This window comes from Bacillus sp. FSL R5-0439, from assembly GCF_038008805.1.
Classification (GTDB): Bacteria; Bacillota; Bacilli; order Bacillales; family Bacillaceae; genus Bacillus; species Bacillus safensis.
The window spans coordinates 285,509-309,037 of sequence record NZ_JBBOZW010000001.1; the positions used below are offsets into that span (position 1 = coordinate 285,509).

22 protein-coding genes are annotated in these 23,529 nt (G+C 42.9%); 19 read left to right on the top strand and 3 right to left on the bottom strand.

What is annotated here, in order from left to right; genetic code table 11:
• The first annotated feature begins 407 nt into the window (after positions 1-407).
• The gene (locus NST59_RS01585) at positions 408-836 is read left to right on the top strand and encodes a cell wall hydrolase (RefSeq protein WP_039176249.1); all 429 of its coding nucleotides are present in this window, start codon (positions 408-410) and stop codon (positions 834-836) included.
• 119 nt (positions 837-955) lie between these two features.
• Positions 956-1,735 carry a glucose 1-dehydrogenase gene (locus tag NST59_RS01590; RefSeq protein ID WP_058837265.1) on the top strand — a complete coding sequence of 260 codons (780 nt, stop codon included), beginning with the start codon at positions 956-958 and terminating at the stop codon, positions 1,733-1,735.
• Between the two features lie 20 nt (positions 1,736-1,755).
• On the opposite strand, the gene NST59_RS01595 is transcribed toward NST59_RS01590, so the two are convergent.
• Positions 1,756-2,796 carry an acyltransferase family protein gene (locus NST59_RS01595; protein WP_126682156.1) on the bottom strand — a complete coding sequence of 347 codons (1,041 nt, stop codon included), beginning with the start codon at positions 2,794-2,796 and terminating at the stop codon, positions 1,756-1,758.
• A 217-nt stretch (positions 2,797-3,013) separates the two neighbouring features.
• A complete protein-coding gene (locus tag NST59_RS01600) occupies positions 3,014-4,006 on the bottom strand; it encodes an LLM class flavin-dependent oxidoreductase (protein ID WP_216431134.1) in 993 nt (330 codons plus the stop codon).
• Between the two features lie 413 nt (positions 4,007-4,419).
• Between NST59_RS01600 and NST59_RS01605 the strand changes: the two genes are divergently transcribed.
• From NST59_RS01605 to NST59_RS01675, 15 genes are all read left to right on the top strand, one after another.
• Entirely contained in the window at positions 4,420-5,022 is a 603-nt protein-coding gene (locus tag NST59_RS01605; RefSeq protein ID WP_039176264.1) for a TerD family protein, read from the top strand.
• A gap of 20 nt (positions 5,023-5,042) precedes the next feature.
• Positions 5,043-5,624 (top strand): TerD family protein, encoded by a 582-nt coding sequence (locus tag NST59_RS01610; RefSeq protein ID WP_039176267.1) that lies wholly within the window; start codon positions 5,043-5,045, stop codon positions 5,622-5,624.
• Between the two features lie 39 nt (positions 5,625-5,663).
• Positions 5,664-6,242 carry a TerD family protein gene (locus tag NST59_RS01615; RefSeq protein ID WP_034664245.1) on the top strand — a complete coding sequence of 193 codons (579 nt, stop codon included), beginning with the start codon at positions 5,664-5,666 and terminating at the stop codon, positions 6,240-6,242.
• A gap of 140 nt (positions 6,243-6,382) precedes the next feature.
• Complete coding sequence (locus tag NST59_RS01620; RefSeq protein WP_039176272.1) at positions 6,383-7,162, top strand: TerC family protein; 780 nt, start codon at positions 6,383-6,385, stop codon at positions 7,160-7,162.
• 99 nt (positions 7,163-7,261) lie between these two features.
• Entirely contained in the window at positions 7,262-8,449 is a 1,188-nt protein-coding gene (locus NST59_RS01625; protein ID WP_247544626.1) for an HpcH/HpaI aldolase/citrate lyase family protein, read from the top strand.
• The gene (locus NST59_RS01630) at positions 8,439-9,770 is read left to right on the top strand and encodes a phosphoribosyltransferase family protein (RefSeq protein WP_144516442.1); all 1,332 of its coding nucleotides are present in this window, start codon (positions 8,439-8,441) and stop codon (positions 9,768-9,770) included. The genes NST59_RS01625 and NST59_RS01630 overlap by 11 nt, the downstream gene beginning before the upstream one ends.
• Positions 9,763-10,872, top strand: a complete 1,110-nt coding sequence (locus NST59_RS01635; protein ID WP_099662864.1) for a cysteine protease StiP family protein — start codon at positions 9,763-9,765, stop codon at positions 10,870-10,872. The genes NST59_RS01630 and NST59_RS01635 overlap by 8 nt, the downstream gene beginning before the upstream one ends.
• Entirely contained in the window at positions 10,869-11,684 is an 816-nt protein-coding gene (locus NST59_RS01640; RefSeq protein ID WP_099662865.1) for an HAD family hydrolase, read from the top strand. Before NST59_RS01635 ends, NST59_RS01640 begins: the two co-directional genes overlap by 4 nt.
• Before the next feature lie 70 nt (positions 11,685-11,754).
• Entirely contained in the window at positions 11,755-13,371 is a 1,617-nt protein-coding gene (locus NST59_RS01645; RefSeq protein ID WP_126682160.1) for a YceG family protein, read from the top strand.
• Positions 13,372-13,385: 14 nt separating this feature from the next.
• Positions 13,386-14,480, top strand: coding sequence for a toxic anion resistance protein (locus tag NST59_RS01650; protein ID WP_034283225.1), 1,095 nt, complete (start codon positions 13,386-13,388; stop codon positions 14,478-14,480).
• Between the two features lie 400 nt (positions 14,481-14,880).
• On the top strand, positions 14,881-16,146 hold the full coding sequence (opuAA, locus tag NST59_RS01655; protein ID WP_039176292.1) for a glycine/proline betaine ABC transporter ATP-binding protein OpuAA: 1,266 nt from the start codon (positions 14,881-14,883) through the stop codon (positions 16,144-16,146).
• 10 nt (positions 16,147-16,156) lie between these two features.
• Positions 16,157-17,002: a glycine/proline betaine ABC transporter permease subunit OpuAB gene (gene opuAB / locus NST59_RS01660; protein WP_039182966.1), complete on the top strand. Its 846-nt coding sequence runs from the start codon at positions 16,157-16,159 to the stop codon at positions 17,000-17,002.
• The gene (locus NST59_RS01665; RefSeq protein WP_039176296.1) at positions 17,002-17,883 is read left to right on the top strand and encodes a glycine betaine ABC transporter substrate-binding protein; all 882 of its coding nucleotides are present in this window, start codon (positions 17,002-17,004) and stop codon (positions 17,881-17,883) included. Before opuAB ends, NST59_RS01665 begins: the two co-directional genes overlap by 1 nt.
• A 106-nt stretch (positions 17,884-17,989) precedes the next feature.
• Positions 17,990-18,745, top strand: coding sequence for an alpha/beta fold hydrolase (locus tag NST59_RS01670; protein WP_247544624.1), 756 nt, complete (start codon positions 17,990-17,992; stop codon positions 18,743-18,745).
• Between the two features lie 110 nt (positions 18,746-18,855).
• Positions 18,856-19,578 (top strand): SDR family NAD(P)-dependent oxidoreductase, encoded by a 723-nt coding sequence (locus NST59_RS01675; RefSeq protein WP_058837272.1) that lies wholly within the window; start codon positions 18,856-18,858, stop codon positions 19,576-19,578.
• Positions 19,579-19,626: 48 nt separating this feature from the next.
• Here NST59_RS01675 and NST59_RS01680 read toward each other — a convergent pair whose 3' ends face one another.
• A complete protein-coding gene (locus tag NST59_RS01680) occupies positions 19,627-20,754 on the bottom strand; it encodes a M20 peptidase aminoacylase family protein (RefSeq protein ID WP_327842383.1) in 1,128 nt (375 codons plus the stop codon).
• A gap of 153 nt (positions 20,755-20,907) precedes the next feature.
• Here NST59_RS01680 and NST59_RS01685 point away from each other — a divergent pair, with 153 nt between their 5' ends.
• Together NST59_RS01685 and NST59_RS01690 are read left to right on the top strand one after the other, a co-directional pair.
• Positions 20,908-22,338, top strand: coding sequence for a YfcC family protein (locus NST59_RS01685; RefSeq protein WP_039176304.1), 1,431 nt, complete (start codon positions 20,908-20,910; stop codon positions 22,336-22,338).
• 217 nt (positions 22,339-22,555) lie between these two features.
• Positions 22,556-23,503, top strand: a complete 948-nt coding sequence (locus NST59_RS01690) for an L-lactate dehydrogenase (RefSeq protein ID WP_064498609.1) — start codon at positions 22,556-22,558, stop codon at positions 23,501-23,503.
• The last annotated feature ends 26 nt before the right edge of the window (positions 23,504-23,529 follow it).

The window sequence follows — 23,529 nt, forward strand, 5'->3', positions numbered from 1 at the left end:
TGTCAATACCTCAGTGCGTTTCCGAGGTTGATTGGCTTCAAGTAGTAAAAATGACACTAAGTTGAGAGGAGAAACTTGTAATTTATTATTTGATATCTCCTGTAGAAACTCAACATTTTATATTTTAAGGTTTTGAGTCGGATTATTGAATAGGTTCAAATGACTGTTTTTGAAGATGATGTCGCAATTAGAAGGATTTTTATGACTTGTAAATGAGTATATAGTAATGAATATTTTTTCCTGCTATGTGGATGATCACTTGGTTTGTGTGTTGTTGACAGCAAGACACATGTCCAGCAAATTTAGACAGGCTGCCGACACTGAACGTGCTTTTTCATGTCAAAATGGCAGTCATCTACACAGAAACGCTACATAAAATAAAAGAGAAACGAACTGGAGGTGGATGTATGGCAGTGGTAAGAGCGACAAGCTCTGATATTGATTTAATGGCCAGACTGCTGAGAGCGGAGGCAGAAGGTGAAGGGAAGCAAGGGATGCTGCTCGTAGGAAATGTGGGCATCAATCGGCTGCGTGCCAACTGCTCTGACTTTAAAGGGCTGCGTACGATTCCACAAATGATTTATCAGGAGCATGCATTCGAAGCGGTCACGCATGGGTACTTTTATCAACGAGCACGAGAAACTGAAAAAACACTTGCGCGGAGAAATATTAACGGAGAACGTTTTTGGCCGGCAAAATTCAGCCTTTGGTATTTTAAACCGCCTGGCAATTGTCCAGCGACATGGTATAATCAGCCGTTTGTGGCAAGGTATAAGTCGCATTGCTTTTATCAGCCAACCGCCGAAACGTGTGAAAATGTCTATAACACCTTTTAGCTTGATGAAACGCACAACCCTCTTAGAGTACGAATGCAGAGGGTTGTGTTTTTGTTTTTTCCAAAGTGGGTAACCATTGTGTATCAACAAGATGAAGCACGTGAATGGAGGAAATGAAGATGTATCAAGATTTAAAAGGGAAAACAGCCATTGTCACAGGTTCTTCAAAAGGAATTGGACAAGCGATCGCATTGCGGTTTGGACAAGAGGAAATGAATGTGGTTGTGAACTATAAAGGAGATGAAGATGGTGCTGAAGAGACGGTACAAGCCATTCAGAAGCACGGAGGCAAAGCGGTGAAAGTACACGCAGATGTCTCCAAAGAGGAAGGCATCCAAGCCATCATGGATACAGCATTGGAACATTTCGGTACAGTAGATGTATTCGTCAATAATTCAGGCTTCAACGGCGAAGAAGCGCTGCCGCATGAGATGACGCTGGAGCAATGGCAAAACGTCATCGATGTGAACATAACAGGTGCATTTTTAGGCGCAAAGGCTGCGCTTGCCTATATGATGGAGCATGACATCAAAGGATCTATTTTAAATATTTCCAGTGTCCATCAGGAGATTCCGCGCCCATTCAACGTTCATTATTCCACTTCAAAGGGCGGAATGAATATGATGACAAAGACGCTGGCTCTTGATTATGCAGAATCAGGTATTCGAATCAATGCGATTGCGCCAGGTACCATGGCAACCGAATCAAATGATGATTTGCAGGATGAACAGAAAAAACAAAAGCAGCTTGAGAAAATTCCGATGAGGACCTTTGGTGAACCGAAGGAGATTGGGTCCGCTGCGGCATTCCTCGTTTCTAAGGAAGCGGCATATATCACAGGCACCACCTTATTTGTGGATGGTGGAATGACACTTTATCCTTCTCAAATCAATGATTAATCCGAAAAACATCCGCCTGTTCAGCCGGCGGATGTTTTTTGTTCGTAGCGTTGTGTAGCTTTGGCTCGTTTGCCGAGCAGCATCGGGTACTTGCCCAGGAAGGAGATACATGGCACCATGAGCAGCAATGTGCCGATCGTATAAAAAAGTGTCCAAGAGAGCTGCGCTGTATCAGCAATATTGATACCAAGTCCATAAAAAACAAATGCTTTCATGATATCAATGCCGGCAAACTGCAAGACAAGAATGACAATAGAATTTCGTCCTAGATACGTCAAAATAGGGGATGTTTTCAATTTAAAGCTTAAATAAATCACGGCAGCTGAACCGAGCAGAGCACATGCATAGAAAATAAAGAGATCACCGTAGTCGTTGACGCGCATATCGATCCGTGAATTAAAGCTCTGCATGTAAGCCGTCAGCACAAGCAGACCTGTACATAAAAGCAGGGTTGGATCTGTTTTTAATTCCACAAACCACTGCTTTGCTAAAAATCCAATCGAATAAAAAACAACAGCCGTCAAGGCAACATTGGCATTCCAAGGAAGGCTTTGATCTAAAAGCAAGGTAGAGGCATATCCAGCACCTCCGCAAAGAACAGTCAGCAAGATCACGGCAGCAGGTCTCCCTTTTGAAAGACGATGCATAAAGAAAAATAAAATTTCCACTAAAAAGAGTGTCGTTAAAAACCAAATCGCTGGGTTATGTGTAAGTCTTGCTTCATCTGCATTGGATATGAAAATACCTGTAAACGGAACGAAAGGGTCGATATCCGTTTGCCCCTTGAATGCGAAAAAACGAGTAACGGAGAACCAAAATACATACGTAATGATGGAGAAATAGAGATAGGGCAGGAGTAAGCTTTTGGCTTTTTTCTGAATAAATGACAGAGCAGGGGATGAGGATGATCGAAACATCATGCCTGATAGTAAAAAGAAAAGCGGCATATGAAAAGAGTAAATGAATTGCTTGAGCGAATCTGGAATGGGCACATGCGCCATAACCACGAGCAGAATGCCGATTCCTTTAGCTGCATCTACCCAATCGAGTCTCTTTTTCATGTCTGTCATCTCCTTTTTCTCAGCGTAGTAAACCGTTCATTGAATATGTACCTCTACTATATAAAAGGTACACCTCTTATGCGTTTACAGTTCGCTAACGATTAGAAGACACATTTGCGATTAGATGACAGACGGAAGGATTTTGACATCTTGATGTTACATTTCCCATTTTTTATGACAATGTAAAAAAAGAAGCCAGAAGCCTGAAAAGCTGGCTTCAAAATAATTCTGCTATTCGCTTGTAGGAGCGTTGTTTTTCAATCGGATCAAAGGAATTGTTCAGAATCATGATGTCATCCGTTTGATAGCGGTCCATCAAGGTCTGTAATTGCTCTTTCACCGTTTTCTTCGAGCCGACAATCATCCGCTGGCGGTTTTGCAGCACTTTTTTCTTTTCCTGCGTGGTGTAGTGATAGGCATTTGCTTCTTCTATAGAAGGAACGCGGCTGTCCAGTCCTTTTTCAACACGCAGCAGCCATAAATCTGTACTGCTGGCGATCCGGTCTGCTTCTTCATCTGTTTCACCGCAGATGACAAAGACGGCAAACATAGATTGTGGCTGCCTAGAAAAGACAGATGGAGAAAAGTGTGATCGATACGTCTCAAATGCTTGTTTGCCGCGTGCAGGATGAATAAAGTGGCCAAAAATATAGTTGATTCCAAGCTCCGCCGCCTGCATGGCACTATTTTCTCCTAGTCCAAGCAGCCAAACCGGCGGATGAGCATCAACAAGCGGAGCAGCTTTCACACCTGCATGCGGATGACCAGAAGGCAGGTTGTCTGATAAGTAAAAAAGAAGATCCTTCAGCTGGCGGTCAAACTGAGACAAATCTTTATGCACGCCGTCCGTCAAAGCGAGTCTCGTCCTTTCGATCCCGCCCGGGGATTTGCCGACTCCGATCTCAATCCGTCCAGGATAAAGGGCTTCAAGCTGCCGCGTGACCTCTGCTACTTTAAAAGGACTGTACTGAGGAAGTAAAATGCCGCCAGATCCGGTACGCAAGGTCGATGTATGAGCCGCAATATGAGCCATTAATATTTCAGGCGCTGTACTAGCGAGCCCCCTTGTGCTGTGGTGTTCAGCGAACCAATAGCGCTCATACCCAAGCGTTTCAGCCAGCTGAGCCAGCTGCGTTGTATGAATCAATGTCTCCTGCGCAGACTGACCTTTAGGAATGGCGACTTGATCTAATATATGAAGTGATGGCATCATCAACATCCTTTCAACAACATGCTGAATATAAGTATAAAGAAATCAATGGGTGGAAGGAAACGAAAGGGTTTATCCTTTGAACACATGCTTTTATCTTTTCTATATCAACATATGAAACCACATCTTACGCTCCTTATCAGCAAGAGCTGCTCACCGGGAACTTTCGACAATGTTTCACATGAAACACTTCATTTACGACATGAACTATTTTCAATATGCATCTTTCTTTAAAAAAATATAAAGTGTTTGAAACCTATCTTGAACATAGATCGTATATACTAGTAAATAGAAAAAAGAGTAAGAGGCTCCAATGTCATTTCATGAATTTTGTCGAATTTTCATGTATGATGATTTTAATAGGGTCCATCGCTTAATAAATAGATTTTTATTATGCTGGAGGAGTGATTGATTTGGCGATTACATTAGAAAAAGGTCAACGTATTGATTTAACAAAAGGGAAAGCAGGGCTAACGAATATTCTTGTTGGACTTGGCTGGGACCCTGTATCACAAGGCGGCGGGTTTTTAGGAAAGCTGTTTGGCGGCGGAGGCGGCGCTGATGTTGATTGTGATGCTTCAGTGCTCATGCTGAAAAATGATAAGTTTACGGAAAATAAAGATTTGATTTATTTTGGCAACCTAAAAAGCAAATGCGGCAGTGTTGAGCATACAGGTGACAACCTGACTGGTGAAGGAGACGGAGATGATGAACAAGTCCTCGTCAACTTGAGCAAGGTGCCGGGTAATGTGAATAAATTGGTGTTTGTCGTGAACATTTATGATGCCCTTAGAAGAAACCAACACTTTGGTATGATTCAAAATGCTTACATTCGCATCGTTGATCGTTCAAACAATCAAGAATTAGTGAAATATAATTTAAAAGATGACTATGCAGGAAAAACATCGTTAATCGTCGGAGAACTTTACCGTCAAGAGAATGAGTGGAAGTTTGCGGCTCTTGGAAATGGTACAAATGATGCGAAGCTTGCCGATATTACGAGAAACTACATTTAAACAGAAGGGAGAGGTTCCTAGTGGGAATTTCTTTAGCGAAAGGTCAAAAAATTGATTTAACAAAAACGAATCCGGGTTTAACAAAAGTAGTCGTTGGTCTTGGCTGGGACGTCAATAAGTATGACGGCGGACATGACTTTGATCTAGACGCAAGTGTATTCCTTTTAGATGCAGCAGGTAAAGCAAGCTCTCCATCTGACTTTGTCTTTTACAACCAAACAACTGGCGGAGGCGGCAGTGTCGTACATACAGGCGATAACCGCACTGGTGAAGGGGACGGAGATGACGAGCAGGTCAATGTTGACCTTGCAGCTGTACCAGCAAGTATTGAGAAGATTTCATTTGTCATTACCATTCATGATGCAGAAGCGCGCAGTCAAAACTTCGGACAAGTGTCTAACGCATATGTACGTATTTTAAATGCGGCTTCGAATGAAGAACTTATTCGCTACGATTTGGCAGAGGATTTCTCAATTGAGACAGCCATTATTGTAGGTGAATTATACCGTCATGGCGGGGAATGGAAATTCTCAGCTGTCGGATCAGGCTATCAAGGCGGTCTTGCACGCATTGCAACGGACTTCGGCTTAGATATCGGATAACGATAGTTTCCTATTTTCAAAGACAGGAGAGATACGAATATGGCGATTCAGCTTTCAAAAGGACAACGTGTCGATTTAACTAAAACCAACCCAGGGCTGACGAAAGTGATGATCGGTCTTGGCTGGGATACGAATAAATATTCTGGCGGAGCCGAATTTGATTTGGACGCATCGGCTTTCTTGGTAGATGCAAACAATCGTTGTCAGCAAGATACAGATTTTGTGTTCTATAATAACCTTCAGCATCCGAGCGGCAGTGTCACTCATACAGGTGATAACCGGACGGGTGAAGGAGATGGAGATGACGAGCAAATTCTCGTTGATTTCTCGAAAATTCCTGCTAACATTGATCGTATCGGAATTACAGTTACGATCCATGATGCAGAGACGCGCAGCCAAAATTTTGGACAAGTCTCTAATGCATTTGTTCGTGTTGTAAATGAAGAGGGCGGGGAAGAATTGATTCGCTTCGATTTAGGCGAAGACTTCTCAATTGAAACAGCTGTTGTGGTATGTGAATTGTACCGACACGGAAGTGATTGGAAGTTTAACGCGATCGGAAGCGGATTCTCTGGCGGACTTGCAGCTCTTTGTCAAAATTATGGGTTAGAAGTGTAAATAAGAGAAACAAATCAATTCAAGAGGTGCTGTCAAAAACTCATATGAGGGCCTTTTCCAAAGTGAGAAAGAAACAGCGATCAAGAATAGCAGCAGGCGAAAGCCTGCTGATGCTTCTACACTTATAGGAGGAAAACCAGTTGGACATTTTGAAACATATGTTGGATACATATGCCTCGTTTTTTGATTGGCATATGTGGGCAGAGGTGTTAACAGACCCTGTCTCTTGGGGGCTTATTGGGACGCTTGTCGTGCTTGAAGGATTGTTATCAGCAGATAACGCACTTGTATTAGCTGTGATGGTGAAACATTTACCGGAAAAGCAGCGTAAAAAGGCATTAACCTACGGATTAATTGGCGCTTATTTCTTCCGTTTTCTATTCATTGGCGTAGGGATGCTGCTTATTAAATTCTGGTGGATTAAGGTTCTTGGAGCTGCTTACTTAGCATGGCTTGTCATTAAGCACTTCTGGTTAGGTGATGGCGATGATGAAGCGAAGGAATTGAAAAAAGAAGGCTGGTTGATTCGGGTATTTGGTATATTCTGGGCAACCGTTATCTCTGTAGAAATTATGGACCTTGCCTTCTCGGTTGATAGTATTCTTGCAGCATTCGCTGTATCTGAGGAAGTATGGATTCTTCTATTAGGCGGAATGCTTGGAATTCTCATGATGCGTACAGTGGCACAGTTGTTCCTTGTTCTTATTGACCGTATCCCAGAGCTCGAGAATACAGCGTTTATTCTTATCGGGATCATTGCGATCAAAATGGGCTTGAGTGCTGCTCACATTGAAATCCCGCATCTTGTATTCTTTGCAATTATTATCCTAGCATTTATCGGAACGTTTATTGTTCATAAAATCAATAAGAAGAAACATCAAGGTGTAACAAACGAAGCTGCGGCTTCAAAAGAAGAATAGGACGATCAAAAAGGAATGGAGTTGATTAGCGGCTCCATCCTTTTTTGAATCATCAAGTCATTTGTTCGATTTTCTCTCAACAACAGGAGGTGGCACAGCATGCGGTATTTTCAGTTTTTATCAGAGGCGAAGCAGCACGATATTTTTTTCAAAAGGCCGGTGGCGATGCATTTGATGACGCCAAGGCACATACTTGCGCATGCATTAGGTGCTACTTTGTATATGCCTGCAACAAGACAGGATATAGCAGACATGCTGCTGTCGCAGAAATATGAAGCGCTTTGCTCTGTTGTATTTTGTTTAGAGGATGCCATCGGTGATCAAGAAGTGGAAATGGCTGAGCAGAATCTAGTGGTACAACTCGCCAAACTGTCGGACAAATTGACGCATACGCCTGAAACGGCTGAACAATTGCCGCTTTTATTTATTCGGGTTCGTTCACCGAAGCAGCTGCTTGAAATGGCAGATTTGCTAGGTTCATCTCTTCATTTATTGACGGGTTTTGTATTTCCGAAGTGTTCTATTCATAATGCGAAGGATTATTTGGACAGCTTGAAACAGGTTTCAGCACAAACGAAGACAAAGCTGTACGGTATGCCCATTTTGGAAACACCCGATTTATTAGAAAAAGAAACAAGATATACGGTGCTGTCTGAGTTAAAGCAGATCATGCTGAATGATGAAGAATATATTTTGAATATTCGTATTGGGGCAACGGATCTTTGCGGCTTATATGGCATTCGCCGTGATCGTGACACCACCATCTATGAAATCAGATTGATTGCTGATTTGATCACAGATATGATCAATTATTTTGGTCGTTCCTTTGTTGTTTCAGGTGCAGTATGGGAGCATTTTGGCCCTGCACGAAAGGAACAAAAACCATTCATCCGTGCGCTTTCTAAGGGCGGTGAGCTGTCCTTATCTGAATTCGATGACGTACAAGGTTTACTCAAGGAGACAAAACTCGATGTAGCCAACGGCATACATGGGAAGACAGTGATCCATCCAACACATCTCAAGCCAGTGCAAAGCATGTACGTTGTGACAAAGGAAGAGTACATGGATGCATTAAGTATTTTAGAACATGCTGACGGCACAGTTGGCGTAATGAAGAGTGTCTTCTCTAATAAGATGAATGAAACGAAGCCCCATTACAGGTGGGCAGAGCAGATATTAATTAAGTCAGACATTTACGGGGTGTTTCATGAAAATAGAAGCTATATCGACATACTCACAGAATCAGAAGCGACATACGCTGAACATCTTGGAACATATGGAGGTTGAGCTTGACCTCAAAGAAGGTGCGCTCCAGCTGGAGAAAGAGCATCTTTTTGAGATGGCAGCAAGGGTGAACAAAAAAAGAGCCTTTTTATTCGTTAGTAAGGTACTTGGAAAGCATATTCCTGTTCATCCAGTGAAACCGCTCCTTGTCTCGGGTCTTTTAGCGATGGCATATGCCAAAGAGCAAACGGGACAGACGCCTCCGTACCAAGATTTTCTTGTAGAGGCACTCAAGACGGATGATCACGCGGCGTTAACGGCAGCCTATGAAACACTCAAAAAAGAAAAGCTAGCAGCTGGCAATGAGCCTGTCGTCATCGGCTTTGCGGAAACGGCAACAGCCCTTGGACATGGTGTGTATGATGTGCTAGAAGGCGCATCTTACATTCATACGACACGTGAACAGCTGCTGGGTCTTGACCCGTCATTGGTATTTGAAGAAGAACATTCGCATGCAACAGACCAGCTTTGTTATGCAGATGAAGCATTACTTCGCACAGACCGCCCCATCGTGTTAGTAGATGATGAAGTCACGACAGGCCGTACAAATATCAACATCATTCGTGACCTTCATGCAAAGTACCCGCGGCATTCTTATACCATTCTTTCCATTTTGGACTGGCGGACGGAGGAGCATGAGAAAGCCATGTGCCAGCTTGAAGAGGAGCTCGGAATTCACATCACATCATTGTCTTTATTAAAAGGGCAGATGGTCTTTAGAGGCAAAACGCTTGATGAACCAGCTTATTCGTATGAGATTGCGGAGCAAGAGAAGCGGCCAAGTCTCTCTTTTCATTCTCTTCAATCTTTCTTTAAGCAAGTGCCGTATTCACTTTCTCATGCAGCAAATTCGGCTGGTCATTCGCCATATATACATGAAACGGGCCGTTTTGGTTTAAACGCAGCAGATACGGAAGCACTTGACCAAGCAGCTGCTGAAGCGGGTTTGAAGCTGCGGCAGGAACGCAAAGGGAAGCAAACACTTTGCTTAGGGACAGGTGAGCTGATGTATGTACCGATGAGACTGTCTGCACATATGGGTGAAGGCATTCGCTTTCATTCAACAACGAGAAGTCCTATTCACCCAGTCGAAAAGGATGGATACGCTGTCCAAAATGGGTTTACCTTTATGAATCCAGAGGATGCCCGAATTCAGCACTACGTGTACAACATTCCAAAAGGTGAATATGATGATGTATTTCTCTTTTTTGAGAAAAAGGTCTCTCAGGAGGCATTGCTTCCGCTTATTCATTTATTTGCCGAGCGGCATGTGAAGCATGTGCATATTGTGACTTTATCAGACGAGGTGAAGGTGAATGGCTAACGTGTATACAAAGATGGGAAGCTATCCAGAGCAGGATGTAACCTTCTTACTCAAAGATTTATCCTCTATTGAGATGGAGAAAAGTACAGAAGAGCGGGAGCGTTCCATTCAGAGTGGTGCGCATTATTCAGAAATGCTGCCAATTGAATATAAACCAACTGAATCTTATATGACTTTATTCTATCAATCTCTTGAAGAAAGTAAGGAAAAGGTAGCCGAAGCAGTAGCTGTTGTAGCAGAACAGATTGTGAAAAAGCGAGGCTTCAAAACCGTGCTTTGCAGCTTGGCGCGTGCAGGAACACCGATCGGGGTGCTAATCAAACGATATATTCGAAAGACATATGGTATCGATCTGCCTCATTACAGCATCTCTATTATTCGCGACCGCGGAATAGACGAGAATGCACTGCATTATATGCTGAAAGAACATCCAGGCTTTGAAATTGCTTTTATCGATGGATGGACTGGAAAAGGTGCGATTTCGAAAGAGCTCGAAAAAGCTGTGATTGATTTTGAAAAAAAGTATGGCGTGCGTCTTTCGAGTGAGCTGGCTGTGCTGGCTGACCCTGGCTATTGTACACATGTATATGGAACGAGAGAGGACTTTCTCATTCCAAGTGCCTGCCTCAATTCGACGGTATCAGGGCTTGTCAGTCGTACGGTACTAAACAACCGCTGGATCAATGCCGATGATTTCCATGGGGCAAAGTATTATAAAGAGCTGCTTGATGAGGATGTGTCCAATCTGTATGTGGATACGATTGAAGAAGCATTTTCCAGCCTCGGCCCAAATGTACAAGAGAAAGCAGAAACCATACTTACGCAAGGGACGCCGGCAGATTGGCGCGGAATGGCATCCATTGAAGCAATCGGTCAGGAGTTTCAAATTAAAAATACCCATTTGATTAAGCCGGGTGTTGGTGAGACGACCCGCGTGCTGCTTAGAAGAATCCCGTGGAAAATCTTGATTCAGCCTGGATCTCAGGAAAAGCTGAAGCATATTTTGCTTTTGGCTGAGGACAGAGGCGTTCCTGTCATTGAATATGCCAATATGTCCTACACGTGCTGCGGGTTAATTCGCCCGCTGGAGCAAACGTCATGAAGACATATGCATTTGCCAGTGATTTAGACCGAACGCTGATTTACTCACATCGAGTGCTTGACCAGTATGCGTATGAAGGAGAGTATGATTTAGTTGAGGTGCTGGACGAACGGCCGCTTTCCTATATGTCTGTTGAAACGAAAAGATCCTTGCAGACGATTCATCAATCAGGCTGGTTCATTCCAGTGACGACAAGAACGACTGCACAGTATGAACGGATCACCTTCTTTCAACAAGAGCTTCAACCGGAGTATGCTGTCACAACAAACGGGGGCTGTATTCTTCACCATGGCAAGCCGCTTGAGGATTGGCAGGCCATTGTTGATGAGAGACTTAGGGAGTGTATGCCAGTCAGAGAGATGCTGAGGGCGATCTCCGAACTTCCGGTTGCGGCTTGGGTGAAGCGTACCCGTACAGCAGAGGGAAGATTTCTTTATTTGATTATGAAAGATGAGTATTTATCTCACATACCGCTTGCTGAATTGAAGCTGTGGGGTGAGGAGAGAGGCTGGCAGGTTTCTCTTCAGGGACGGAAGCTTTATTTTATTCCACAGCCGCTTAATAAGTGGGATGCTGTTGCTTTTATAAAGGATAGGCTGCAGCTTGAATACGTCTATGGTGCGGGTGATTCCCTGTTAGATGTGGGGCTCATTCGTCAATCAGATAAGGGCTTTGCCCCAAGGCATGGAGAAGTTCTCGACTTTGACCCAGAACTTGAGCCGACAGCAGCATCTGGCATGGCCGCAGCGGATGAAATCACCGCTTCTGTCATCGAGCAGATGGCGAAGGCAAAAAAGCCTTCGATTCGATAGCAGAAGTAGAAGGCTGAATGATATGATAGTAGTAGCTTTCTAGAAAATATAGGAGAAAGGAAGGAGCGGCGTGAGTTATAAAGAAATCAATGTCACCCAAACACGGGCGGAGCAGGAAGCCTGGAAAAACGTGCTGAAAAAGCCGCTCCCTGAAAGAGACGGTTATGTAAAGGACGAGCATACGTTGTCCTTGCCGCGTCTCGCCGCCCGGGTCCTTGGAACTCCGCATGATGCAACCGATTATTTTATTTATTTACATGAATTATACGAAACAGACGGCATGCATATTTTAAGTGAAACGCTCAATCGTCATATTGAGCCAGAGCATTTTCAAGCGTTGCAGCGTATTCATTTGATTAACCAAGAAGAAAAGGGATTGTCCGTGAATCGCTTTGTGGCTTTTTTAGATGGTGAACAGCTGATTGTACGCCATCCAAACCCTGTGATGAACCGGCATATCCGTCTTTCATTGATCAAGGTGTTTGAGCATTTCAAGCAACTGCATGAGGGTGGATTTCAGCATCCCGATTTCCGCCGGGTCTTGCTGGATGTCGTGAAGTTTTCAAATAACCATCTAGGTCCATGGCTGAAGGAAGTCAATATAGAAGAAAAAATGCCGGCTGTCATTTGGTATGGAGAGGCGAATAAAAGTCAGCTTTATTTTCTTTACTATGTCATGCTGATTGGCTGTGATGTTGTGCTATTTCATCCAGAAGGCGTGGATTCGTTTCGCGAATTAGATCCAGAAGAAAAGCTGACTTTTATTGATCAGTACCCGGGGACTTCAAAGCTTGAGCCGTTCCCTACTGAAAAGCCTGAGAGGAAATCAACGGTGGCGTACCGCTCGACAAGAGAGCTTGAAGAGGTGCTTCACACGGAAGATTCAATGCTGTATAAGCCGTGGCAATTCAGAGATCATACTCCTCATTCTATTACGCTGAAGACAACGTATGATGAGCTGTTTTTAATTGCAAAGGAACGATCCTTTATCCGCCCGAATTTCAAAGCAGATCGGGACACGATACAGATTCCGAATCTTTTTGCGAAAATGATGGGTGTCACACGAGACAAGCGTGAATACTGGGATCGCATTCACACGTTAATGGAGGGGAAAGAGACGAAGACCATTCGCCATTTTCCTTTTACAAAAGAAGTGACTTCGAATTATCAATTTCATTATCAGCATGCACTTTCTGCTACTGGAGAGATTGATCCTGAATTATTAATGAAAAGCAATGTGTGGCAGTTTTCTCATCTATATGAGGGCGCGCAGCGTGCGATAGCAGAGGCGATATCTCGAATCTGTCAGCATCCGAAGCTATTAAAAGAAGGCAATGAAACCGAATTAGATGTCCGCATTTATTTATTCAAGCAGGTTCTGCATTTGAGCCAGGATCTCATTGAACTGATTCAAACCTTTGATTATGCACAAACCGTACCGAAAGTGATTTTATACCATACGGAATATAATGGTGAGCTGACTCGTTCTGATGCGGCCGCCCTGATTTTCCTAAATGAAATGGGTGTGGATCTCTTCGTATATCATCCGGCGGGATATCAGTGTATCGAACGGTATATCGATGACCAATTATTTGATACCCATTGGCTTGATGAGATGGTCATGAACCAGGAGTTTAAAGAGCCGTCCATCGTTAGAAAGTTATTTCAATCCATTAAAAACCGATAAGGAGATCAAAGCTTATGACAAATACAAACGGAAATGACATCATTTCAATTGATAAAGAGGAAATCACGATTGAGAAGGCTGACGATATTCGCGTTCAGCTTCGAAACGAACCAGAAGTGCAAAATATTGCGAGACAGATCGATGCAAAAAATCAGCTTGAGCTTCTTGAATACGGAAAACAGCCAGCCGTTGAAATCTCTAAGTTCTCTGATCGTATCCTTTCAATGATGCGTTCAACAAGCGTCACTGACTCAGGAACAATGCTGACGCAGCTTGGTAAGATTATGGATCGCTTTGATAAAAATGATTTTGACGAGCCGAAGGGTGGTTTGTTGTCAAAAATCTTTAAACGCGGCGGCAGCATGATTGAAAAGATTTTTAGTAAATATCAAACGCTCGGTGCTGAGATTGAAAAAATTAATGTAGAAATCAGTAAATATAAAGATGAAATGACCAAATCGACTGTGACGCTTGAAGAAATGTATGAGCATAACATTCAATACTACATGGAGCTTGAAAAGTATGTCGTAGCCGGTCAAATGAAAATTGAAGAATTAAAGCAATTGGTTCCTTCATATGAAGAAAAAGCAGCTAGTGGAAACCAGCTGGCACAAATGGAACTTGATACGCTTCGTAATGGGATTCAAGCGCTTGAAGAGCGTGTATATGACCTTGATATGGCAAGAATGGTCGCGCTTCAAACGGCACCGCAAATCCGTTTGCTTCAGCGTGGGAATACAAAATTAATCGGTAAAATCAACTCTGCCTTCATTATCACCATTCCAATCTTCAAAAATGGGATCATTCAAGCTGTGACAGCGAAGAGACAAAAGCTTGTCGCTGATTCCATGAGTGAGCTGGATAGAAGAACAAATGAAATGCTGAAACGAAATGCTGAAAACATTTCAAGTCAAAGTGTGGAGATTGCCAAATTATCCGGCCGTCCAAGCATCGACATTGAAACGATCGAATCTTCCTTTAATACAATTGTACAAGGGATGAAAGAGACGAAACAGATCGAAGAAGAGAACAAGCGATTACGTGAAGATGGAACAAAACGTATGCTTGAGCTTCAAGATAATATTAAGCGGGCTGCCCTAGAGTCCTAAAAAAACGAGCTGTCTGTAACTAAAGTTGCAGGCAGTTTTTTTGTGAATTTAAATAAAATTTGAGAAAAAAGGTTTTTATGTGACCATTTTCGGGTAAATCATGTTCAGGGGAATGGTTCGCCCATGATTCAAAAAAACTGCTATGACGAGGATTCGACTTGTTTTTTAGCACAATTAGGAATTTCCAGTAAAATATTGTCTGGTGAGAGGAAATACCCCGTAAAATATGTAGTTTATGAAGCATTCTATAGGATTTACGAGTAATACGGCGTATAAACTCTAATGACCAGACCTCTATATGGAATTCATACATATTGTGGGGAAATAAGCGAATTCTAAAGATTGTTCGCATCATAACGCTTATGTTACGGTTATAAAGATGCTAATTTGGAGGGAAAATATGAATTCTGAAGAGAGAAATATCAAAATCAAGATAAATAATGTATCTAAAATTTTCGGTAAAAATGCTAAAAAAGCATCTCAAATGCTTGAAAACGGGAAAACAAAAAGAGAGATCCTAAAAGAGACCGGCGCAACAGTTGGTGTCAATCGAGCAAATTTTGATGTTTATGACGGCGAGATATTTGTCATCATGGGGCTATCAGGGAGCGGAAAGTCCACACTTGTGCGGATGCTAAACAGGTTAATCGAACCAACCTCCGGTGAAATTTATATTGATGGGGATATGATAACAAATATGTCAAAGGATCAATTGCGTGAAGTCAGACGGAAAAAGATCAGCATGGTTTTCCAAAACTTCGCATTGTTCCCGCACCGTACAATTCTTGAGAACACAGAGTATGGTCTTGAATTGCAAGGTGTAGATAAAGAAGAGCGCAGACCAAAAGCGCTTGAATCTTTAAAGCTTGTTGGACTTGAAGGCTTTGAAGAGCAATACCCAAATCAATTAAGTGGTGGGATGCAACAGCGTGTTGGATTGGCACGTGCGTTAGCAAATGACCCTGACATTTTATTAATGGATGAAGCATTCAGCGCACTAGACCCATTAATTCGTAAAGATATGCAGGATGAATTGCTTGAGCTTCATACATCTGTAGGAAAAACGATCATTTTCATTACCCATGACTTAGATGAGGCGCTTCGTATTGGCGACCGCATTGTGCTCATGAAGGACGGAAATATCGTTCAAATCGGAACACCAGAAGAAATTCTAATGAACCCATCGAATGAATATGTTGAACGCTTCGTTGAAGATGTTGACCTTTCTAAAGTATTAACCGCTGGTCATATTATGAAACGTGCAGAAACAGTTCAGATTGATAAAGGGGCACGTGTTGCGCTTACGCTCATGAAAAACCTAGGGATTTCGTCTATCTATGCGGTCGATAAGAAAAAGCATTTATTAGGTGTCATTTCTGCCCAAGCAGCGAAGAAAGCAGCAGAAACGGGAGCGTCGCTTGAAACGGTTCTCGATAAAGAATTTACGACAGTGTTGGAATCAACGTATTTGACAGAGATCTTTGATGCGGTGTCTGATGCGAACATTCCGATTGCCGTTGTCGATGAGAAAAACAGAATGAAGGGCATTGTGGTCCGAGGTGCATTGATTGGTGCATTATCAGGAAATGATGAGTATATCAACATGTCTTCTAACAAGCTAGAGGAAATTAAAGCACAAGAGCCTTCTGCACAGGAGGTAGAATAAGATGTTTAGTATGAGTGATTTACCTAGAATTCCGTTTGCGGAATATATCGATCAATTTGTTGACTGGTTAACATTAACGTTTGGTGGTTTCTTTGATGGCATCACAAATGGATTAGCAGGAACAGTAAATGGGATTGTGGCTGCACTTGGCGTCATTCCATCCATTATTTTAACTCTTATTTTTGCCGGCATTGCTTGGTGGATCAGTACAAGAGGAGTTGCTCTTTTCACACTTATTGGATTTTTACTGATCGACTATTTAGGCTACTGGCATCCAATGCTTCAAACACTTGCGCTCGTTTTGACCGCTGTGGTCATTTCTATTGTGATCGGGGTTCCGATCGGTATTTGGGCATCACAGAAGGAAACTGTGCGTAAAATTGTGACACCTATTTTAGATTTAATGCAGACAATGCCTGCATTCGTTTATCTATTACCAGCGATTTTCTTCTTTAATATTGGGGTTGTTCCTGGGGTTGTGGCATCGGTTATCTTCTCTATGCCGCCAACGATCCGTATGACCATTCTCGGTATTAAACAAGTACCAGCTGATTTAATTGAAGCAACAGAAGCATTTGGTTCAACGACATTCCAGCGTTTATTCAAAGTTCAGCTTCCACTTGCAACAAAAACCATCTTAGCTGGTATTAACCAAAGTATCATGCTGGCTCTATCAATGGTCGTTATTGCAGCAATGGTGGGTGCACCAGGACTTGGTTCAGAAGTATATAGTGCGGTAACCCAGCTGAAAACAGGTATTGGTTTTGAAGCAGGTATTGCCATTGTTATTGTGGCGATTACACTTGACCGTATTACACAAAACATTAAAACGAAAAAAACCAGGGGGAATGCTTAATGTGGAAAAAGTCTCTCTACATTGGGATGACCGCCCTGCTTGTCTTTTTACTAGCCGCTTGCGGTGCGCAGACAGATTCAAATGCGAGTGCAGCACAGCAGGTGAATAAGACCATTATCGGAATCGATCCAGGTTCAGGGATTATGGCACTGACAGATCAAGCGAAAAAGGATTACGGCTTAGAGGATTGGACGGTTGTGTCTGCATCAAGTGCAGCTATGACGGCAACACTCAAAAAATCTTACGACCGTAAAAAGCCAATCATCATCACTGGCTGGAATCCACACTGGATGTTTTCCCGCTATGATTTAAAATATCTAGATGATCCAAAAAAATCTTACGGTGAAGCGGAAGAAATTCATACGATTTCACGTAAAGGCTTTGCAAAGGATCAGCCGGAAGCAGCCAAAATGCTTAGTCAGTTTAAATGGTCTCAAGATGACATGGGCGAAGTCATGATTGATATTCAAGATGGTGTGAAACCAAAGGATGCTGCCATAAAATATGTGAAAAAACATAAAGACCAAGTAGCGAAATGGACAAAAGGCGTGAAAAAGTCGAATGGTGGAAAAGTCAATCTTGCCTACGTTGCCTGGGATAGTGAGATTGCAAGTACCAATGTTGCGGCAGAAGTATTGCGTGAACTCGGGTTTAATGTGACTTTGACTCAGGTTGAAGCAGGTCCAATGTGGACAGCAATTGCAACCGGAAGTGCGGATGCATCATTATCCGCTTGGCTGCCAAATACGCATAAAACGTATGCAGCGAAGTTTAAAGGAAAATATGACGACCTTGGTACAAGTATGAAAGGCCTTCGAATGGGGCTAGTTGTTCCGAAATATATGAAGAACGTAAACTCCATTGAAGATTTGAAAAAATAGTCAATGATGTAATGGTTCCCTTATAATAGAAGGGAGCATGTGGAAAAAGCAGTCTGCTCAAAAAGCGGCTGCTTTTTTCTTATATAGAAGGATGGAGTTGTCGTCGATGATGGATAGGTCAATCATGATTTTTCTGCATGGTGGAGGAGTAAGCAGCTGGATGTGGCAGGAGCAGGTTGAAATATTTAAGGACACGTATGAATGCTTTGCCCCTGATCTCATTGGACATGGGACAAGAGCAAAAGAACAGATATTTTCAATGAATGAAAGCGCCCAAGAAGTCATCTCATGGATCAAGGAAAACGCGAATGGCCGTCAAGTGATTCTGATTGGATTTTCTTTAGGTGCACAGATTGCCGTTGATGTGTTATCAAGAGAGCCAGATATCGTAGACATCGCTGTCATCAATAGCGCCCTCGTGATGCCTCTGCCATGGCTCCATTTCATGGTGAGACCGCTCTTGCCACTGACGTATCCATTATTAAAGAAAGATTGGTTTATCCAGCTCCAAGCCGAAAAGATGGGGCTCCCGCAACATGTACTGCCTCATTATGCGGCGGAATCGAAACATCTGCAGAAGAAAACCCTTCTTACGATGTTTCAAGAAAACCTCCATTACAGGCTCCCAGACACGTTTCAGCAAGCAAAGGCACGCATTCTTGTCACAGTGGGAGAAAAAGAAAAAGGCATTATGACACGGTCAGCAAAAAAAATAACAAATTCACATCCAAAGGCAGCAGGCGTCATCGTTCCCGGTATTGGACATACATTTACTTTTGAGAAAAAAGAACTTTTCACAGAAATGATCAAAAGCTTTATAGAGGCACGTGCATTACCAGTGGAATTAAAGGAAATCCAGTAGCCGTGCCCATCAATAAGTGAAGATAAGCATAAAAGAGGCGGTGGTCTCTTAGAATCTGTATGATATAGGTATAAAACGCTTTCAGTTTCTGTGCCATAGAAGGAGGAGCTATGAGTAAAAACTATATCATATTCGGTGCAAGTCAAGGATTAGGAGATGCTTTTGTAAAGGGTCTTCCTTCAAGTGGAGATACAGTTTGGATTGTGTCGCGAAGTGAACCAAGCAGTTTGAGCATAGATGACGGTGTACATAGAATTTGGCTGAAAATCGACTTATCAAGCCAAACACATATCCCTTATATGCTCGAAGCACTGGAGAACAAGACGATTGATGTACTTATTTATAACGTCGGTTTATGGGAAAAACGAGGCTTTGAAGACGATTATTCCTTTGATCACGATCAGCCAGAGGATATTGCGCACTTAATTAATGTGAATGTCACCTCAACCATTACGTACATCCAGGCACTGCTTCCGCACGTAAGGAAATCGGAGAATGGGAAAATCATCGTGATTGGCTCAACGGCTGGACTCGATCATACAAACCTGCCGCAAGTCTCGTTTGTTGCATCTAAATTTGGCCTGCGCGGAATTGTGAATGCGCTGAGAGAGCATGTGAGAAAAGATAAAATATCTGTTACCTGTATCAATCCAGGAGAGCTGGCGGCAGAGGTTCCGTATGAAGAGGGAGCCGAAAAGGCCATTACTCTATATGATGAAACGAGAATCCCTGTTCAGGATATTGTGGAGCTTGCTAGATGTGTGATTCACTTATCAAGGGTATCTTGTGTGAAAGAAATCAACGTTCCAGCCATGGCAGATTTGAATGCATAATATAAAGCGACCACCCGTCCTGAAGAGAAGGCGGGTGGCTTTTTCATTTTATGATGAATGCTGCTGGAGCGTTTGATAGACAGCTTCAGTCAAAATCTCAATGCCGGTAAAGATTGCAGAGCGGTCAAAGGTCATGTACGGATGATGAAGACCTGGCTTTAAATCACAGCCTAAACCGAGCATCGTAGATTTGATATGCGGAAGCTTTGCTGCATAAAAGTGAAAGTCTTCTCCACCTGTTGTGACGATTGGGGGATCAAGCTGCTCTTGGCCTAAAACCTGTTCAATCGCATGAGACATGATCTGGACAGCTTCCTCATTTAACGTAGCGGCAGGAAGACGATGGTCTGTTGAAAGTGTAATGGAAGCACCAAAGGCATCCGCTACAGAATGAACTGCTCTTTCAATTTCTTTTTCTAGCTCATCCATTACTTCGTTTGTTTGCGCCCTTACATCTAATGTAAAAGAAGCTTTGCTTGGGATGATGTTTGAGCTGCCCCCGCCAGCATGTAAATTGGTCATTTTCACAGAATGGGCGACTCGTGGATCGACATGGATATGCGCGAGTCTCTGCACGAGGGTTGAAGCCACTTCTATTACGTTGATGCCAAGGTGAGGACGTGCACCGTGCGCTTCCTCGCCGATAATGGTGCCGACATAATGATTACTTGATCCGTGCAAAATAGCAGGAGCGCAGCGTCCGTTTAATGTTTCTTGAATTGGGCGCACATGTACGCCATATAAGTAATCGACATCTGCCAGCACACCTTTTTCAATCATTTTCAGCGCACCGCCGCCTCTTTCCTCGGCAGGCTGAAAGATGAAACGAATTGTGCCGTTTGGGCGTTCTTTTTCCTTTAATGCCATAAAGGTGCCAAGAGCCATTGTCATGTGTGCATCGTGGCCACATGAATGATTGGCCTGAAACTCACCATCTACTTCCTGCCAAAGTGCATCAATATCGGCTCTCACAGCGACCACTGGTACGCCTTCTCCAATTTCACCGATCACCCCTGTACAGTCGTCAAATGTTTGAGTTTTGCAGCCCAATTTTTTCAATATATCTTCAATATAAGCAGTCGTTTCTGTTTCTTCCCAGCTGATTTCTGGGTGGGCATGCAAGTGTTCGAAGATGTCTGTCACGGTTTGTTTCATTTCGTTTGTCAAAGTTGTCATGAAGAGCCTCCTTGCTGACAGATAATCTGCCAAAACATTATTTTAGTGAAATAATATTGATCTTAAATATCAACAGTGTTTATAATATAACACATCATTTGATTATTCTGAAAATTAAGTGAAATTCCGATCGGGACAAAGGGGTTTTGACACATGAAAACAGCGACAGTATCAGCACCAGAGAAACAGAAACGAAAACTTCAAATGCCGGATGCGTATGTTCTCTTATTTATGATTGCACTGATTTGTACGATAGCAACGTATTTTGTACCAGCAGGTGAGTTTGATCGAAAGACATCTGGGGAGATCACAACGGCCGTTCCTGGCAGCTATCACCGCATTGATCAATCACCAGTGAGTCCAGTTGGCTTTTTCACTGCGATACAAGAAGGAATGGTAGGGTCCGCTTCTATTATTTTTCTGATTCTATTTACAGGCGGAACCATTGCCATTTTGGAGAAGACAGGTGCTATTAACGGGATGATTCACCATGTCATCAGCCGGTTTCAAACGAAGCAATTATTGTTTATTTGTATTGTTGGGGGATTATTTTCAGTCCTTGGAACGACCGGAATTGTCGTGAACTCTGTTATTGGATTTATTCCAATTGGCATCATTGTGGCACGATCCTTGAAATGGGATGCTGTAGCAGGAGCGGCTGTCATCTACATCGGCTGTTACGCAGGGTTTAATGCAACGATTTTATCTCCATCTCCATTGGGTTTATCACAAACGATCGCAGAGCTGCCGATCTTTTCTGGCATTGGCCTGCGTGTCATCATTTATCTTTGTTTTCTTATTTCTAGTATTGTGTACATCTATTTATATACAAGACGTCTGAAGAATAAAGACAAGGGAAGCATTCTTGGCGATCAATGGTTTCCTGCTAAAGGGCTTGGCGGAGCAGATGCGGAATCTGTGGACAAGCCTGCATTCACTGGCAGACATAAGCTGATTTTAGCGGTGTGCGGATTGTCACTTGGAGGGTTCTTATATGGCGCACTTCAGCTTGGCTGGACCGATAAGGAAATGGCCGGTGTGTTCATTTTTATGGCAATTGTAGCTGGACTGCTTGGCGGATTAGCTGCCAATGACATTGCGAAAACGTTTATTGTCGGCTGTCAAAGTCTTGTATACGGCGCACTTATTGTTGGGATGGCACGCTGTATTTCGGTCATTTTAGAAAATGGGAAGCTGCTTGATACAGTGGTCAACGGCTTGGCGAGTATGCTGACAGGATTTAGTCCAATTGCTGGTGCGATCGGGATGTATATTGCGAGTGCGCTTCTTCACTTTTTGATTTCATCAGGATCAGGAGAAGCCGTAGTCTTTATCCCGATTCTTGCGCCGCTCGCTGATTTAATGGGCATCACAAGACAGGTAGCTGTAGAAGCAGTAATGCTTGGTGAAGGGGTGGTCAACTGTATCAATCCGACTTCTGGTGTGTTGATGGCTGTGCTTGCTGCAAGTGGTATTCCTTATGTAAAGTGGCTGCGTTTTATGGTGCCGCTTGCCCTCATTTGGTTTGTCATTGGTCTTGTATTTATTTGTATTGGGGTCATGATCAACTGGGGCCCTTATTAAACATGTATGAAGCTGCCGAAGAGCGTTTGGCAGCTTTTTTCTTGTGGAAATATGTATGGAACCAGCGCTTTGAAAGCACAATAAATGTGTTCACAAATTCGCTACATATTTTTTTTGAGCAACCCCCTTGCAAAAGTTTGTGAAGTGTTGCACAATAAGAATGTGAAATACTTCACATAATAAAAACAGCCTAGTTTTACTCAGGAGGATGAGATAAATGACAAACGAAAAAGTAAACAAAGTAGCCCTTATTGGAGCAGGTTTCGTCGGCAGCAGTTATGCCTTTACATTAATAAATCAAGCGATCACAGATGAATTGGTTGTTATCGATTTGAATCAAGACAAAGCAATGGGTGACGTGATGGATTTAAACCACGGAAAAGCATTTGCCCCGCATCCTGTGAATACTTGGTATGGAGATTATGAGGATTGTAAGGATGCAGACATTGTATGTATCTGTGCTGGCGCAAACCAAAAGCCAGGTGAAACGAGACTTGACCTTGTTGAGAAAAATTTAAATATATTTAAAGGTATTGTAGACAATGTGATGAAAAGCGGATTTGATGGCATTTTCTTAGTTGCTACGAACCCAGTTGATATTTTGACATATGCGACTTGGAAATTCAGTGGACTACCAAAAGAACGAGTGATTGGCAGTGGTACGACGCTTGATACGGCAAGATTTAGATACATGCTCAGTGAGTATTTTGAAGCAGCGGCACACAATGTGCATGCGTACATCATTGGCGAGCATGGGGATACTGAGCTTGCTGTTTGGAGTCATGCGAATATCGGAAGTGTACCAATTACAGAATTAATGAAGAGAAATGATCAATACAAACAAGAAGACTTAGATGAAATCATGGAAAATGTCCGTCATGCCGCTTACCAAATCATTGAGAAAAAAGGCGCCACTTACTACGGCGTGGCAATGAGTTTAGCCCGCATTACAAGAGCGATCCTGCACAATGAAAACAGCATCTTAACGGTCAGCACTTACTTGGATGGTGAGTACGGAGCAGAAGATGTCTACATTGGTGTACCCGCCCTTGTGAATCGAAATGGTGCAACAGAAGTGATGGAGCTTGCTCTGGATGATACAGAGAAAGAAAAATTTGCACACAGTGTGAATGTGTTAAAAGAGATTTTGGCTCCTCATTTTTAATCAATCAAAAGCAACCTATCTGAGCA

What these genes read in the sequence shown, in the direction of transcription:
- NST59_RS01585 (WP_039176249.1), top strand. Translation starts at nt 408, where the DNA reads ATGGCAGTGGTAAGAGCGACAAGCTCTGATATTGATTTAATGGCCAGA.
- NST59_RS01590 (WP_058837265.1), top strand. Translation starts at nt 956, where the DNA reads ATGTATCAAGATTTAAAAGGGAAAACAGCCATTGTCACAGGTTCTTCA.
- NST59_RS01595 (WP_126682156.1), bottom strand. Translation starts at nt 2,796, where the DNA reads ATGAAAAAGAGACTCGATTGGGTAGATGCAGCTAAAGGAATCGGCATT.
- NST59_RS01600 (WP_216431134.1), bottom strand. Translation starts at nt 4,006, where the DNA reads ATGCCATCACTTCATATATTAGATCAAGTCGCCATTCCTAAAGGTCAG.
- NST59_RS01615 (WP_034664245.1), top strand. Translation starts at nt 5,664, where the DNA reads ATGGCGATTCAGCTTTCAAAAGGACAACGTGTCGATTTAACTAAAACC.
- NST59_RS01625 (WP_247544626.1), top strand. Translation starts at nt 7,262, where the DNA reads ATGCGGTATTTTCAGTTTTTATCAGAGGCGAAGCAGCACGATATTTTT.
- NST59_RS01630 (WP_144516442.1), top strand. Translation starts at nt 8,439, where the DNA reads ATGGAGGTTGAGCTTGACCTCAAAGAAGGTGCGCTCCAGCTGGAGAAA.
- NST59_RS01635 (WP_099662864.1), top strand. Translation starts at nt 9,763, where the DNA reads ATGGCTAACGTGTATACAAAGATGGGAAGCTATCCAGAGCAGGATGTA.
- NST59_RS01640 (WP_099662865.1), top strand. Translation starts at nt 10,869, where the DNA reads ATGAAGACATATGCATTTGCCAGTGATTTAGACCGAACGCTGATTTAC.
- NST59_RS01650 (WP_034283225.1), top strand. Translation starts at nt 13,386, where the DNA reads ATGACAAATACAAACGGAAATGACATCATTTCAATTGATAAAGAGGAA.
- opuAA (WP_039176292.1), top strand. Translation starts at nt 14,881, where the DNA reads ATGAATTCTGAAGAGAGAAATATCAAAATCAAGATAAATAATGTATCT.
- opuAB (WP_039182966.1), top strand. Translation starts at nt 16,157, where the DNA reads ATGAGTGATTTACCTAGAATTCCGTTTGCGGAATATATCGATCAATTT.
- NST59_RS01665 (WP_039176296.1), top strand. Translation starts at nt 17,002, where the DNA reads ATGTGGAAAAAGTCTCTCTACATTGGGATGACCGCCCTGCTTGTCTTT.
- NST59_RS01670 (WP_247544624.1), top strand. Translation starts at nt 17,990, where the DNA reads ATGATGGATAGGTCAATCATGATTTTTCTGCATGGTGGAGGAGTAAGC.
- NST59_RS01675 (WP_058837272.1), top strand. Translation starts at nt 18,856, where the DNA reads ATGAGTAAAAACTATATCATATTCGGTGCAAGTCAAGGATTAGGAGAT.
- NST59_RS01680 (WP_327842383.1), bottom strand. Translation starts at nt 20,754, where the DNA reads ATGACAACTTTGACAAACGAAATGAAACAAACCGTGACAGACATCTTC.
- NST59_RS01685 (WP_039176304.1), top strand. Translation starts at nt 20,908, where the DNA reads ATGAAAACAGCGACAGTATCAGCACCAGAGAAACAGAAACGAAAACTT.
- NST59_RS01690 (WP_064498609.1), top strand. Translation starts at nt 22,556, where the DNA reads ATGACAAACGAAAAAGTAAACAAAGTAGCCCTTATTGGAGCAGGTTTC.